The organism is Nonomuraea angiospora (genome assembly GCF_014873145.1).
Taxonomy (GTDB): domain Bacteria; phylum Actinomycetota; class Actinomycetes; order Streptosporangiales; family Streptosporangiaceae; genus Nonomuraea; species Nonomuraea angiospora.
On sequence record NZ_JADBEK010000001.1, the window covers coordinates 7,080,838 to 7,095,081 of the forward strand.

The 14,244-nt window shown below is 69.1% G+C and carries 14 protein-coding genes and 1 pseudogene; 12 read left to right on the forward strand and 3 right to left on the reverse strand.

Features of this window, described 5'->3' with window-relative positions; translation table 11 throughout:
- Positions 1-507: 507 nt before the first annotated feature.
- Positions 508-678: a hypothetical protein gene (locus tag H4W80_RS31980; protein ID WP_192788483.1), complete on the forward strand. Its 171-nt coding sequence runs from the start codon at positions 508-510 to the stop codon at positions 676-678.
- 18 nt (positions 679-696) lie between these two features.
- Here the strand turns inward: H4W80_RS31980 and H4W80_RS31985 are convergent.
- A pseudogene (locus H4W80_RS31985) lies at positions 697-1,855 on the reverse strand (IS3 family transposase).
- Between H4W80_RS31985 and H4W80_RS64680 the strand changes: the two are divergent.
- The 4 genes from H4W80_RS64680 (at position 1,823) to H4W80_RS32010 (ending at position 5,776) form a co-directional block, all read left to right on the forward strand.
- Positions 1,823-2,152 carry an SDR family oxidoreductase gene (locus H4W80_RS64680; protein WP_225963780.1) on the forward strand — a complete coding sequence of 110 codons (330 nt, stop codon included), beginning with the start codon at positions 1,823-1,825 and terminating at the stop codon, positions 2,150-2,152. The pseudogene H4W80_RS31985 and the gene H4W80_RS64680 sit on opposite strands and share 33 nt — an antisense overlap.
- Positions 2,153-2,256: 104 nt before the next feature.
- Positions 2,257-3,096, forward strand: coding sequence for an SMP-30/gluconolactonase/LRE family protein (locus H4W80_RS31995; protein WP_318787161.1), 840 nt, complete (start codon positions 2,257-2,259; stop codon positions 3,094-3,096).
- A 304-nt stretch (positions 3,097-3,400) separates the two neighbouring features.
- A complete protein-coding gene (locus H4W80_RS32005; RefSeq protein ID WP_192788487.1) occupies positions 3,401-3,841 on the forward strand; it encodes a FadR/GntR family transcriptional regulator in 441 nt (146 codons plus the stop codon).
- A 432-nt stretch (positions 3,842-4,273) separates the two neighbouring features.
- On the forward strand, positions 4,274-5,776 hold the full coding sequence (locus H4W80_RS32010) for a glycosyl hydrolase 53 family protein (RefSeq protein ID WP_192788488.1): 1,503 nt from the start codon (positions 4,274-4,276) through the stop codon (positions 5,774-5,776).
- Between the two features lie 65 nt (positions 5,777-5,841).
- Here H4W80_RS32010 and H4W80_RS32015 read toward each other — a convergent pair whose 3' ends face one another.
- The gene (locus H4W80_RS32015) at positions 5,842-6,888 is read right to left on the reverse strand and encodes an aldose epimerase family protein (protein ID WP_192788489.1); all 1,047 of its coding nucleotides are present in this window, start codon (positions 6,886-6,888) and stop codon (positions 5,842-5,844) included.
- Between the two features lie 226 nt (positions 6,889-7,114).
- Between H4W80_RS32015 and H4W80_RS32020 the strand changes: the two genes are divergently transcribed.
- From H4W80_RS32020 to H4W80_RS32045, 7 genes are all read left to right on the forward strand, one after another.
- Complete coding sequence (locus tag H4W80_RS32020) at positions 7,115-8,716, forward strand: glycosyl hydrolase 53 family protein (RefSeq protein ID WP_192788490.1); 1,602 nt, start codon at positions 7,115-7,117, stop codon at positions 8,714-8,716.
- A 137-nt stretch (positions 8,717-8,853) separates the two neighbouring features.
- A complete protein-coding gene (locus H4W80_RS32025) occupies positions 8,854-8,997 on the forward strand; it encodes a hypothetical protein (protein ID WP_192788491.1) in 144 nt (47 codons plus the stop codon).
- Between the two features lie 145 nt (positions 8,998-9,142).
- Positions 9,143-9,298 (forward strand): hypothetical protein, encoded by a 156-nt coding sequence (locus H4W80_RS32030; RefSeq protein WP_192788492.1) that lies wholly within the window; start codon positions 9,143-9,145, stop codon positions 9,296-9,298.
- Between the two features lie 341 nt (positions 9,299-9,639).
- Positions 9,640-10,701, forward strand: a complete 1,062-nt coding sequence (locus H4W80_RS61295) for a beta-galactosidase (RefSeq protein ID WP_318787162.1) — start codon at positions 9,640-9,642, stop codon at positions 10,699-10,701.
- A complete protein-coding gene (locus H4W80_RS61300; RefSeq protein WP_225963782.1) occupies positions 10,614-11,990 on the forward strand; it encodes a hypothetical protein in 1,377 nt (458 codons plus the stop codon). The genes H4W80_RS61295 and H4W80_RS61300 overlap by 88 nt, the downstream gene beginning before the upstream one ends.
- On the forward strand, positions 11,987-12,625 hold the full coding sequence (locus H4W80_RS32040) for a bifunctional 4-hydroxy-2-oxoglutarate aldolase/2-dehydro-3-deoxy-phosphogluconate aldolase (protein WP_192788493.1): 639 nt from the start codon (positions 11,987-11,989) through the stop codon (positions 12,623-12,625). The genes H4W80_RS61300 and H4W80_RS32040 overlap by 4 nt, the downstream gene beginning before the upstream one ends.
- Entirely contained in the window at positions 12,618-13,415 is a 798-nt protein-coding gene (locus tag H4W80_RS32045; RefSeq protein ID WP_192788494.1) for a sugar kinase, read from the forward strand. The genes H4W80_RS32040 and H4W80_RS32045 overlap by 8 nt, the downstream gene beginning before the upstream one ends.
- A 13-nt stretch (positions 13,416-13,428) precedes the next feature.
- Here the strand turns inward: H4W80_RS32045 and H4W80_RS32050 are convergent, their stop codons facing one another.
- On the reverse strand, positions 13,429-14,145 hold the full coding sequence (locus H4W80_RS32050; RefSeq protein ID WP_192788495.1) for a FadR/GntR family transcriptional regulator: 717 nt from the start codon (positions 14,143-14,145) through the stop codon (positions 13,429-13,431).
- Positions 14,146-14,244: the final 99 nt, after the last annotated feature.

The window sequence follows — 14,244 nt, forward strand, 5'->3', positions numbered from 1 at the left end:
CTTCGGCACGCGACCGGCACACCGGCGGACCGGCAGCGAGGGTGAAATGCGCCGTTTGCGCTGCCGGGTATCGGCCACCTTTGGTCGAACCGTAAAGCCAGACCCGCACGACCTCCAAGAGAAGTGCTGGATGGAAGCGTTGGCGAGCGGGACACGCCCGACTTGATCGCAGGCCCGTCCAAGCAGTGGTCAAGCCGCCCTTCGGCCGAGTCCACGTGCGGTCGACGCGGCGGCCGTCCATCTTGCATAGCTCGAATCATTGATCCATGCGCCGACCTGCAGCCCCCCGCAGGTTTGCAGATCTTGAGCGGTTGACGTCTGAGCAGTTGCTCAAATGACTTGAGTGACTCTCAAACGGTCCCGAAACTTAAGAGGAAGTCCAAGATCAATAAGACTGTTTGTCGGTTTCCGAAGTCGCCTGCACGGATTCGCGAAGTGGTCTGCACGGCGACGTGGGAGCCCTGAACGGATTACCAGCCGCGAGAGGACATTCGTCATGATCGACGCATGGATTACATCTTTGACGCCAGCCAGGTGCACTTTCGAGCAGCTATTGATCATGCGAACCTGACCAGCGAGCGCCGCCGTGAGCCGGAGAACGAGCGTCAACAAGGCCTCTCCGGCATGGAACCGCGCAACCGTGAGACCGACGCCGCTGGAGTTGCCCCGGCTCAGTAGACACATCAGGGCTTGCGACTAAGCGGCAGCGTAGTCGATATCTTGGATGTTCTTGAGGGTGTGTAGGCGCTTGTATTCGGCAGGGTTGAGCTGGCCATTGGCGGAATGCCGGCGACGTAGGTTGTAGAACCCTCGATGTAAGTGAATAGGGCACGTTCGGCTTCCGACCTGGTGCGGAAGGTTCGCCGGTCGATCAGTTCACACTCCAGCGAAGCAAAGAAGCTTTCGGTGATGGCGTTGTCAAAGCATGTCCCGGTGCGGCCCGTCGACGGGCGGGCGCCGGCCTGTTCACATCGCTGGCCGAAGGCGATCGAGGTGTACTGCTGCCCTTGTCGCTGTGATGAATCACCCCGGACACCTGCCTCGGGCGGCGCTGGTGGATCGCCATCGCCAGCGCGTCGGTCACCAGTTCGGTGCGCATGTGATCGGCCATCGCCCAGCCGACGATCCGCCGGGAAAACACATCCAGCACCACCGCCAGGTAGACAAAGCCCTCCCACGTCGGCACGTACGTGATGTCGGCGGTCCAGATCCGGTTCGGCTCCTCGGCGCAGAGCCGGCGCCGGACCAGATCGGAGGCGGCCGTGGCGCGCGGGTCACCGATGATAGTGCGGCAGCCCTTACGCCTGCTTACCCCGGCCAGCCCGGCGGCGCGCATCAGCCGCGCCACTCGCTTGCTGCTCACCCCGGATCCCGTCGAGTTCACGCAGGTCGGCATGGATACGCGGCGCACCATAGATCTCGTCCGAGGCCCGGTGATGCTCGCGGATCCGATGCGTCAACTCGGCGTCGCTGCGGGATCGAGTCGATGGGCCGCGCCGCTGGCGAGCCGCCCAGGCGTAGTAGCCCTGGCGCGACACACCCAGCACCCGAGTCAGCAGGGAGACCTCATCGTGGTCCTTCTCCGCATCGATCAGCCGGAACTTCATCTCGGCAGATCCGTCTCCCGCGCGAAGAAAACCGCGGCCTTCGCAAGATCTCCTTCTCCTCGCGCAAGACCTTCACCTCCCGCCGCAGCCCGGCAAGCTCGTCCTGCATCGGCGCTGGTCAGGCCGTCCTGGCGGCGGCCGTCATCCACATCGGCCTGGCGCACCCAGGTTCGGATCGATTGCGTGGACGGCTGGAACTCCTTGGCCAGTTCCTCATGCGTGCGTCCCGCGCGCACCAGCTCCACCATCTGCCGGAGAAACTCGGACGGATAGTTGTTCGGCACAGCAGACTCCTTCTTCCGGGAACCAGGGTCCTCAGAGATCAGGTGTCCACCAAACCGGGCCAAGTCCAAGCCTGGCCTAGCCGACTCCATAGCCGAACAGACCGTGATCAGAGCCCACCCGCTGGGCCGCATCGAACCCCACACGAGGTCGCCGAGGTCGCCTGCTTCCTCGCCTCACCGGCCGCGTCCTTCGTCACCGGCGCCGACTGGTGCGTCGACGGCGGCCTCACCGCCCACTACGGCATTCCCGGCACGCCCTGACGACCATCACGGCGCGCCGGAACCCGTACAGACTGTCGGCACGCCATGCCGGATCCAACCATCGACCTTATATAGTATCAACTCATTCAATAATATTATCAGGAGTGATTTTGGATCAGGTGACGGGGCCGGCGGCCTTCCACGGCGAGGGCCCGGTATGGTCGCAGGAGTGGGGTGGCCTGCGGTGGGTTGACATGCTCGCCGGGGACGTGCTGTCCCTGGACGGCGAGACCGGGACGGTCGAACGCGAACACGTGGGCGCCGTCGCCGCCGCCGTGCGGCCGCGCGCCGGGGGCGGCATGGTCGTGGGCGTGGAGAAGGGATTCCTGCTCATGGACGGCTCCGGCGGCCGGGCCGAAGTGCCCGCGCCGATCGCCGACGGGGTCCGGATGAACGAGGGCGGCTGCGACCCGTACGGCAGGTTTCTGTGCGGGTCGATGGGCTATGACGCCGAGCCGGGTCGCGGAGCGCTCTACCGGCTCGGCCGGGACCTGATGGTCGAGACGATCCTGCCCAAGGTGACGATCTCCAACGGCGTCGCCTGGAGCCCCGACGGCCGCATCATGTACTACGTCGACACCCCCACCAGCCGCATCGATGCCTTCGACTACGACGTCACCGGCGCCGTGTCCGGGCGGCGGGTCGTCACGCACGTCACCGGTGGCGGGCCGGACGGCCTGACCGTGGACGCCGAAGGGTGCCTGTGGGTGGCGCTGTGGGGCGGCAGCGCCGTCCACCGGTATGGGCCCGACGGCGCGTTCCTGGGGCGGGTGGAGGTTCCCGTCGCGCAGGTGACCGCGTGCACGTTCGGCGGCCCCGACCTGGACGAGCTGTTCATCACGACCTCCCGGTACGGGCTGGCCGAGCCAGAGCCAGAGGCCGGCGCAGTCTTCCGGGAGAAGGTCGGCGTCCCGGGGCTGCCGACGGTGGCGTTCGCGGGCTGACCAACGACCCGTTCCCCGGCTCGAGGGGCCGGGGCAGCAACGTGTCAGTGTTCGATCAAGCGAGTCAGCGGTCGGTCCTCAAAGGCGGGTGGGGCGGCTACCACTCGGCGAAAGCGCCGTCGGGGTGCCGCCACACGGGGTTATGCCAACGGTGGGCCTTCTGTCCGGCGCTCAGCCGCCGTTCTGCAAAGCGCTTCGGGTCAGCCGGACCGTGATCGGTGAGGCCCTGCTCGCCCTGGCCGCCAAGAGCCTGGCCGGGGCACGCCCCCGGCGCGGCACGTTGGTCGTGCTCCGCGAGGAGTGAGTGCTGCTGGACGCCGCCGTGCTGCGCTGGCGCTTCGCCAAGCACATCGATGAGACCTTCCTGGACGAGCTCGGCGAGGTCCGCCTCACCATCGAGCCCGCTGTGGCCCGCTTCGCCGCGCTGCGCCGCACCGACCGGGACCTGGCCGACCTCGGAGATGCTCTCGCCGCTATGCGCATCGCAGCCGACGCCGAACCCGAACGGCATGTCGAGGCCGACCTTGCCTTCTACACGGCGCTCCTGCGCGCCGCCCGCAACAGGCCTCTCACTAGATGGCTGTGGCGATCGAGGTTGGCCTGCGGCCGCCGACAAGCACGCCGAGGTCCTGCTCGCGATGCGCGCCCGCCGCCCAAGGCCGCCGAGGCCTCGATGCGCACTCCGATCGAGCGCTCCATCGAGGACGTCGACACCGCCAAGAACGTCCACCCCACCGAGGAATAGGCCGGCTGGATCCGCGCGCCGTTCAGCCGGCACCGCCGTCCCGGACCGCCTCCGGGTCCGAGCGTCTCCTCCGGCCTGCCCCGAATGACCCGAGTCGCCACAGGCGGAGGGCTTTTCAGTACCGGGGTACCGGCACGCGGGCGGGGGTGATCGCCTCGGATCGTTCATAAAGATATTACTAGATTATTGACTAGTACTACTAAGCCAATACATTCTCGTCTCCGGACCACCTTGATCCGGCAGCCCCGGCAGGGCTGCCCCACCCCCTTCGTGCGCCTTCCTGGCGCACGCATCCGGAGGACACCCGTGCAGCACACCACACGCTGGAGGACCGCCATCGGAGCGGCTGGCCTCGCCTCCCTCCTTGCATCCACCCTCCTGGCCGCTCCCGCGAACGCGAGCGACAATGACGGCGCCGGACCGAACCTGCTGGTGAACCCTGGCTTCGAATCCGGCGCCGCCGGATGGCAGAACACCGGGACCGCCGGTGCCGCGGCCGTGGTGAAGGGCCGCGCCTATCGCGGCAAGAACGCCGTGGTCCATCAGGCGGCTTCCGCCTGGACGGCCACCACCACCCAGACTCTCACCGGCCTGGCCCGCGGCACCTACACCTTCACCGCCTGGTACAGGAACACCGGCCTCACCACCGCCGCGATCCAGGCTTCCGGCTGCGGCGACACCGCTCAGAGCCTGGACCTGCCCACCGCAGCCACGTGGACGCGGGCCACGCTTGCCGTCAGCGTCCTGTCCGACTCCGACTCCTGCACCGTCGGGATCACCTCCAGCTCCGAGACCGGATCCCTGACCGTCGACGAGTTCGCCTTCACCCGCAACGTCCCCGGCCGCGGCGGCGACATGCCCGTCGGCGGCGATATCACCTACCGGCGGCTGAACGCCGCCGTCGGCGTGCAGTACGCCGACGCCTACGGCCGCGTCCAGGATGTCCTGGACATCCTGAAGCGCAAGGACTTCAACCTCGCCCGCATCCGGGTCTACAACCAGCCAGGCACCCCCGTCGTCTACAACGGCGTTCCTTACAACGGCGTCCAGCCCGGTTACCAGAACCTCGACGACGCCGTCGAGAACGCCAAGGCCGCCAAGAAGGCCGGCATGAAGATCTTCTTCTCGCTGCACTACAGCGACTGGTGGACCAACCCCGGCATCCAGACCCGCCCCGCCGCCTGGGCCGGATACGACCAGGCCCAGCTGGAACAGGCCGTCTACGACTTCACCGTGCACTCCCTCACGCGGTTGAGGAAGGAAGCCGGGGTCCGGCCCGAGTTCATGTCCCTGGGCAACGAGATCAACAACCTGCTCCTGGAGACCGACCGGTTCAACGACCCCGCCGCCTACTATGCGCTGCTGAACAAGGCCGCGGCCGCCGTCCGCGCCACCTCACCCAAAACCAAAATCGTCATGCACCTCACCACCCCCGACAAGTGGCTGTACAACGACTGGATCACCAAGGCCAAGACCTACAACCTGGACTACGACCTGATGGGCATCTCCGCCTACCCGTTCTGGACCAACCAGACCATCGCCACCCTGTCCAACTTCGCCAGCTGGACCAGCGCCCTGGCCGGTAAGAACGTCCTGATCTGCGAGGTCGGCTACCCCTGGACCCCGGACGCCCAGGGCGCCAGCGAGCAGACCTACACCGAGCAGCACAACCTCGACCCCGACGGTCCCGAGAACTACGGCGCGACGCCCGAAGGCCAGCTCACCTACATGCGCGAGTACTTCCGCGCCATGGACAACACCGGCGTCGTCGAAGGCGTCTCCTACTGGGACCCCATCAGTGTCGACCAAGGTGACGGCCCCGACCCCAACGGATGGATCGTCGGCGGCGACGTCGGTGTCGAGGACACCGCCTTCTTCGACTACGGCTTCCCCCACAAGGCGCTCCCCAGCCTGGACGCCTTCAAGACCTGGTAACCCCGCCATGCACGTCCTGTCCGGTCTCTCATCTCTGAAGAGACCGGGCCGGACCCGTCACGGATCTACGGGCCGTCAAGACGGTCGCCGTCAGGCCGGCGGCGAGCGGAGAATTGGTAGGTCGTCGTGGAGAAGTAGGTCTCCCCGGGCCGCAGCACCGTCGTAGGGAACTCCGGCTGATTGGGGGCGTCGAGGTGACGCTGGGTTTCCAGGCAGACGCCCGCGCCGCAGGGATAGGGGCGGCCCGAAGTTCCCCGGACGGTCCCGTCCAGCAGGTAGGCGCTGTACAGGTGGACCGTGGGTTCGGTGGTGGTGACCTCCATCGAGCGTCCCGAGGCCGGGTCACGCAGGGCTATCGACCCGGTCAGGAGGTAGGAGTGGTTGTAGCCTTCGCCGAGCCCCGGGTCGCTGAACGGTGGGCCGATCGGCCGTAGCGTCCTCAAGTCCAGAATCGTGCCCGCGACGGGCGCCGGCGCGCCGGTGGGAATGAGGTCGGCGTCGGTCGGCAGGTAGTGGTCGGCGTCGATGCGCAGCAGGTGGTCGTTCACCGGGCCGGTGCCTTCACCGGACAGGTTGAAGTAGCTGTGGTTGGTGAGATTGATGATCGTGGGCGCGTCGGTCGTGGCCTCGTAGGTGATCGTCAGGGAGTTCCCGTTGAGGACGTAGGTGATCCAGGCGCGGAGGTCACCGGGGTAGCCCTCCTCCCCGTCCGGACTGGTCCGGGTGAGGGTCAGGGAATCGGCAGTAGCGGTCGCCGCCACCCACAGCCGCCGGTCGAACCCCTTTCTGCCGCCGTGGATGGAGGTCGTGCCGCTGTTGACCGGCAGCCGGTACTCCCGCCCGTCGAGGGTGAAGCGCCCGCCGGCGATCCGGTTGGCGAAACGACCGATGACCGCGCCGAAGTAGGCGTCGCCGTTGAGGTATCCGTCCAGATCCGGGTAGCCGAGGACCACGTTGGCCTCCTGCCCGTCGCCACCGGGTACCTCCAAGGTCTGGAGGACACCGCCGTAGGTGAGAATCCGGGCGCGCAGGCCGGTCGTGCTCTGCAGGGTGTAGCGGTGCACCAGCCGCCCCGAGGGCAGGGTGCCGAAGACCTCGCTCACGAGAGTCATCCCTTCCAGTGCGGCCCTCCGCCGCCCTGAAACGGTTGAGGTCTGCGAGGGCACAGACCAAGTGGCCCGTCGAAGCCGGCGACGAGGACAAATATTACTAGAATATTGACTAATACTACCAATCTGGTTAATTCTCGTATCCGGATCACGACGATTCGGCAGCCGGCGCCCGGCTGTCTCACCCCCCGTGCGCTCATCCCGCGCACCGTCATTCGGAGGCGATCCCTTGCGTCGACCCCTACGGTGGACGGCCGCCCTCGCCGCGGCCTGCCTCGCCGCGGCCCTGACGTCCCCGCTCCAGCCCGGCCCGGCGGCCGCCGCCGGGCCGAACCTGCTCGCCAACCCCGGTTTCGAGTCCGGCTCCACCGGCTGGACCCACACCGGCACCTCCGGAGCGGCCTTCGTCCAGACCTCCAGCCCGCACTCCGGCACCTCCAATCTGGCCCACTACTCCGGCTCCGCCTGGACGGCGAACACCGTCCAGACCGTGACCGGGCTGACCAAGGGCACCTACACCTTCACCGCCTGGACCAGGAACTGGGGCGTCACCGGCGCCGGCCTGCAGGCATACAACTGCGGCGACGCCACCCAGAGCCTCGACCTGCCCGTCAGCTCGACCTGGGTCAAGGTCAGCCTGGCCGTGAGCGTGCTGTCCACCTCCTGCACTGTCGGCATCTGGTCGAACTCCAGCACCTCCTCGCTGGTCGCCGACGACTTCTCCTTCACCAGGATCACCCCCGGTAACGGCGGCACGATGCCGGTCGGCGGTGACATCACCTATCGCCGCCTCAACGCCGCCGTCGGCGCCCGGTACGCCGACGCGAACGGCAACGTGAAGGACGTCCTGGACGTCCTGGCGCCGAAGGGCTTCAACCTCGCCCGCATCCGCATCTACAACCAGCCCGGCAACCCCGTCACCTACAACGGCGCCACCTACCGGCTCCAGTCCGGATACCAGGACCTCGCCGACGCCGTCCAGAACGCCAAAGCCGCCAAGGCCCGCGGCATGAAGACCTTCATCTCACTGCACTACAGCGACTTCTGGACCAACCCGGGCCTGCAGGCCCGGCCGGCCGCCTGGGCCGGATACAACCAGACTCAGCTGGAGAACGCCGTCTACGCCTTCACCGTCGGCGCCCTCACCCAGCTCAAGGCGAACGGCGTCACGCCCGAGTACGTCTCGATCGGCAATGAGATCAACAACCTGCTGCTGGAGGTCGACCGCTTCACCAGCCCTGCCAATTACTACCGGCTGCTGAAGAGCGCCTCGGCCGCCGTCCGCGCCACCTCCCCGACCAGCAAGATCGCCATCCACCTCACCACGCCGGACAAGTGGCTGTACAGCGACTGGGTCGCCGGCGCCGTGACCAACGGCCTGGACTACGACGTCCTCGGCGTCTCGGCCTACCCGTTCTGGACGAACATGTCGATCGCGTCACTGGTCAACTTCGCCTCTTGGGCCAACGCGATGAGCGGCAAGCGGATCATGATCTGTGAGGTCGGCCATCCTTGGACCCTCACCGCCCGGGGCGCCGGCGAGCAGACCTTGATCCAGGGGAACGGCCTGGACGCGGACGGCCCCGAGAACTACGGCGCCACCCCCACGGGCCAGCTCACCTACATGCGCGAGTACCTGCGCGCCATGTCCGACACTGGCAAGGTCGACGCCGTCTCCTACTGGGACCCCATCAGCGTCGACCTCGCCAACGGCGCCGACCCCAACGGCTGGGTCGTCGGCGGCGACAACGAGGTCGAGGACACCTCCTTCTTCGACTACGGCTCCCCGTCCAAGGCGCTCCCCGGCCTCGGCGCCTTCAACACCTGGTAGACCTCTCCGACACGCGACCCGCCCCGGCGCCCGGGGCGGGCGCACCACGTTTCGGCCGAGGAAACCCCCATGTTCGTCGATCTGCCCCTCGACCGGCGCGGCGGCCGTCACGACGGCCAGCGGGTCGTCGAGGACGCGTGAGCGCACCGGGTGGACGCGCCCTGCAGCACCCGAGTGTCACCGAGCCGCGAGACGACGAGCGCGTCGTCGGCCACATGGCGTGCTCCTGGAAGGCGGCCGTCGCCGCGGGCATCACCCAGGTGCTCAACCGGGCGAGGTAGCCGCACCTCCGCATCGTTCTGGGGGACGCACCTGCGCTCCCAGGGAATCGAGGTCGTCCTCTCTGCGCGGGCTGGACGAATACCCTACCCGTCGATCCGCTCTCGCGTTTTCGCGCAGGCGCTGTACGACCACCGCGCGCTCACGATGCCGGCCGCCTTCGACGCCGCCACGGCGCGGAACCTGATCGACACGGATCGGAAGGGCTGCCCGCTCCGATTCGACTCGTTCACCCTCGACCCCCAGCACTACCTCGCAGTCCGCGAGGAGGCCAACCGGCAGCTCGCGCACGCGCGCTCCTGAACGTACCCTGGGCCGACTCATGCTCCACGGCCGGCTGACCCGCAACTACGAAACACGGCCAGACCCCGCCGCAGCCATGGGCTTCACGGACACATGAATACCGGCCTAGTCGAGCACGGATGGATGGGCCGCACCGAGGACCGCGACGTGGCGTTCGTGCGGTTGCCGACCTCACCGGGCTTGCGCCGGGCAGTGCCCTACACGTAACCCGCACCACGGCCCTGAGATCGACTCTGTGGATCATCGTGCACCGGCCGGCAGCCCACTCGAACTAGTAGTATTTTTTTCTCATAGTCATAGTACTGTGCAGCCGTTGTGCGGCTTGAAGGAAAGGTGCAGCTGTGCGACGACTCGACATCCCGAATCAGATTCCACCGCTGGTGGAAGGCCATTTGCGGCTGGGCGATCTCCCCCACCAGTCCGACGCGATCACCGTGAACTCCCGGTACCTGAGCCGCAGGGGCGAACCGTGGTTCCCAATCATGGGAGAGTTCCACTACGGCCGCTACCCGGCGGACGAGTGGCGGGAAGAGTTGCTGAAGGTGCGGGCGGGCGGGGTGACGGTGGTCGCCACGTACGTCTTCTGGAACCTGCACGAGGAGCGGCGCGGCGTCTTCGACTGGAGCGGCGACCGCGACCTGCGCCGTTTCGTGACTGCCTGTGCCGAGCTGGGACTCGACGTGGTGGTGCGGATCGGGCCGTGGGGGCACGGGGAGTCGCGTAACGGCGGCTTCCCCGACTGGGTGCTGGCGGCTGGCTGCGTGCCGCGTACCGACGATCCCCGCTACATCGAGCTGGTCTGGCCGTTGTTCGAGCAGATCGGCGGGCAGTTGTCCGGCCTGACCCGCAAGCACGGCGGTCCGGTGGTGGCGGTGCAGGTGGAGAACGAGCTGTACGACCAGCCGGGCCATCTCGTCACGCTGAAGCGCATCGCCCAGGCGGCGGGCATCGACGCGCCGCTGTGGACGGCGACCGGGTGGGGGCACGCGCGGTTGCCGCCGGACGAGGTGATCCCGCTGTTCGGCGGCTACCCGGAGGCCGCGTGGGACACCGCCCATGACGGATGGCCGCAGCAGAGCCGGGCCCACTACTTCTTCGGCCCCGGCCGGGACGACGACTCCATCGGCGCGGACCTGCGTACGACCGAGGTGACCGGCTCGGACGAGAGCCATCTGGCCCGCTACCCGTTCGCCACCTGCGAGCTGGGCGGCGGGATGTACACCTCCTACCACCGCCGGCCGGTCATCGAGGCGACCGACATCGCCGCGCTGGGGCTGGTGAAGCTGGCAGCGGGTCGGTGTGGCAGGGCTACTACATGTACCACGGGGCGTCCCAGAAGATCGGCGCGCTGTCCACGCTGCAGGAGTCGCACGCGACCGGCTACCCGAACGACTGTCCGATGATCAGCTACGACTTCCAGGCGCCGCTGGGCGAGTACGGCCAGTTCCGTGAGTCGTTCCGCCATCTGCGGTTGCAGCATCTGTGGCTGGCCGCCGACGGGCCCGACCTGGCCACCATGACGCTGACGATGCCGCTGGACGCCCCCGGCGACACGGCCGACCGGGAGACGCTGCGCTGGTGCGTGCGCTCTGACGGCCGTTCGGGATTCCTGTTCGTCAACAACCACCAGCCGGTCGAGACCCTGCCCGCCCACGAGGAGGTACGGTTCGCGGTCGAGCTGGGCGGGCGCGAGCTGGCGGTGCCGCGCGAGCCGGTGACGGTGCCGTCCGGGGCGTACTTCGTCTGGCCGCTCGCCCGCCCGGTCGGCGGCAGCCTGCTGCTGACGGCCACCGCGCAGCCCATGGGGGTGCTGGACGCCGACGAGCCGGTGCACGTCTTCTGCCGGACGGCCGGCATCCCGGTGGAGCTCGTCTTCGACGCCGCCACCGTCACCGAGGTCGAGGGGCCCGCGACGGTGGAGCGCGACGGCGACCGCCTCGTGATCACCAACCTCGCGCCGGGCACCGGTTGCCTGCTGCGGGTGCGCGACGCGGCCGGCGCCCGCGCGGCCGTCCTGGTACTGGACGCCGCCCAGGCTCTGACCGCCGCCCAGGGGCGGCTGTGGGGAGCCGACCGGCTGGTGCTGAGCGAGCGGCCCGTGGTGATCGAGGAAGGCCGCCTGGTCGTCTACGGCCAGGACTCCTCCGACGTACGGATCTTCCCCGCCCCGGCCTCCGCGACGGGCACCGACGGCGTGTTCGGCCTGCTGCCGGCGCCCGCCTTCGGCGGTCAGGCGCCCGAGGCGAAGGTCGAGGAGGTCAGGCAGGCGGGCCCGGCGCGGCAACCGGTGATCGATCCCGCGTCCGGACGGGCCTCCGCGCCCACCGACGCCGACTTCGACCAGGCCGCCGTGTACCGCGTCGCCGTTCCCCCGGAGGCTTTCACGGGCGAGGAGGAGGTGCTGCTGCGGCTGGACTGGACCGGCGACGTGGGCCGCGCCTACATCGGCGGGCGGCTGGTGGCCGACCAGTTCTGGTACGGCCCGGCCTGGGAGATCGGGCTGCGCCGCTTCCGCGAGGAGGTCCTGGAGCACGGACTCGAGCTGCGGCTGCTGCCGCTGAGCGAGGACGCCCCCGTGTTCATCCCCCCCGGGGCGCGGCCGACCGCCTATCCCGGCGGCTCCGTCCTGGAACTGCGCTCGGTCACCCTCATCCCGGTGCCCCGCACTGTGGTCATCGAGGAGGAGCGATGACGACACTGGACGAGGCGCTGGCCGCTCTACCGGTCATCGCCATCATTAGAGCCGCCGACTCCCGCCACCTTAACGCCGTGCTGGAGACCCTTGCCGATGCCGGGGTCCGCGCGATGGAGGTCACCATGACGACTCCCGGCGCGGCCGAGGCCATCCGATGGGCGACCGGGGGCGGACTCCAGGGAGCGGCGGTCGGGGCGGGCACCGTGCTCGACGCGGCCTCGGCACGCCAGGCCGCGGACGCCGGCGCCGGCTATCTGATCACACCGGCCGTGCTGCCCGAGGTGATCGAGGAAGGGCGGCGGCTCGGTGTCCCCGTCGTGCCGGGGGCGTTCACGCCGACGGAGATCGTACAGGCGTGGTCGCTAGGGGTCGCCATGGTCAAGGTCTTTCCGGCGGGCGCGGCGGGCGGCCCCGGCTACGTCAAGGACGTGCGGGCCCCGTTGCCGCAGATCCCGCTGGTGCCGACCGGGGGCATCCGCATCGAGGACGTGCCCGGCTACCTGCGGGCCGGGGCGCGGGCCGTGGGGATGGGCTCGCCGCTGCTGGGTGACGCCTGCGCGGACGGTGACACGGCGGCGCTGGCCGCCCGTGCCGAGCGGCTGGTCGAGATCGCCGAGGACTCGGATGGGTGAGCTGGTCGCCTTGGGCGAGGTGATGGCGGTGACGCGGGTGTCCGGCATCGGCACGCCGTCCCCCGGTGCCGCGGCCACGCTGTCCTACGCCGGCGCGGAGGCGACCGTCGCGATCGGCGTGGCCAGGCTGGGACACCGCGCCACCTGGCTGGGGCGGCTCGGCCGGGACGCGGCGGCGGACATGATCCTGACCTCGATGCGGGGCGAGGGCGTCGACGTCTCCCGTACGGTACGCGACGGCGACCGGCCCACCGGGCAGCTGACCCGTCACCGGCGAACCGCCGACCGGGTGGTGGTCTCCTACCACCGCAAGGACGGGGCCGGGGCGCGGCTCTCGCCCGGCGATGTCGCCGCCGAGGCGATCGCCGCGGCGGACGTGCTGCATCTGACGGGCATCACGCCGGCGCTCGGCCCCGGGCCCGCGGCCGCGGTGGAGCGGGCGCTAGCGGTCGCCGGGCAGGCGGGCGTGCCGGTCAGCTTCGACGTCAACTACCGTGCCCTGCTGTGGCCGCCGGAACAGGCCGGTGAGGTGCTGCGGCGGCTCGCCGGGCGGGCCGAGGTGGTGTTCGCCGGCCTGGAGGAAGCGCGGCTCGTCGCGCAGAGGGCAGCGGACGTGGACGATCCCGGCGTGCTGGCCCGGCTGCTGCTGGAGCTGGGGCCGCGCGAGGTGGTCATCAAGCTGGGGCGCGACGGCGCGTACGTCACCGATGGGAACGCGGCGCTGCGGGTGCCCGCCCGTGAGGTCAGCGAGGTGGATCCGGTCGGGGCGGGTGACGGCGTGGCCCGCTGACGTCCGGCCCTGCTCATCCGCCGTGATCGTCGTGCACCTTCTTGGCCAGGTCGACGTCCGCGATGGAGCGCTCGATGAGCGCCCGCATCGCGGTCTCGGCCGCCTTCTGCCGCTGCTTGCGCACGGCGAACAGCACCTCGGCGTGCTTGTCGGTGGATTCGCTGGTGAGTGCCGTGTGCACGAACTGGTCGCGCAGCCGCAGCCCCGCCTCGATCGCGGTGGCCATCTGCGCCATCAGTTCGTTGTGCGCGGCCCGCAGCAGGGCGTGGTGAAAGGCCAGGTCGGCCTCCACGTGATCGACGGCCGGCCGGCCCGCCGCCGTCCGCATGGCGGCCAGGGCGTCTTCCAGATCGGCCAGGTCACGATCGGTACGGCGCAGCGCCGCCATACGCGCCACAGCCGGCTCGACGGTCAGCCGCACCTCGCCCAACTCGTCCAGGAACGTCTCGTCCACCCGGTCGGCGAAGCGCCAGCGCAGCACGTCGGCATCCAGGAGCGCCCACTGCTCGCGCGGCGCGACGAAGGTGCCCCGCCGGGGCCGGGCTCCCACCAGGCCCTTGGCAGCCAGCACGCGCAGCGCCTCACGCACGGCGGTCCTGCTCACAGAGAACCGCTCCTGCAACGCCGCCACGTCGAGGTCATCGTCAGGGGAGATGTCACCATTGACAATGGCCGCGCCCAGGCTGCTGACCACCCGGTCGTGCGCACCGGCTCTCCCGATCTCCGTCATGGCGGAATCATGCCACGCCCGCACTCCCGGCCACCGCCCCCTGGCTCGCCTTCACCGTCTAAAGCATACTAGTGCAAAAAGTAATCGTATTTATCGTTG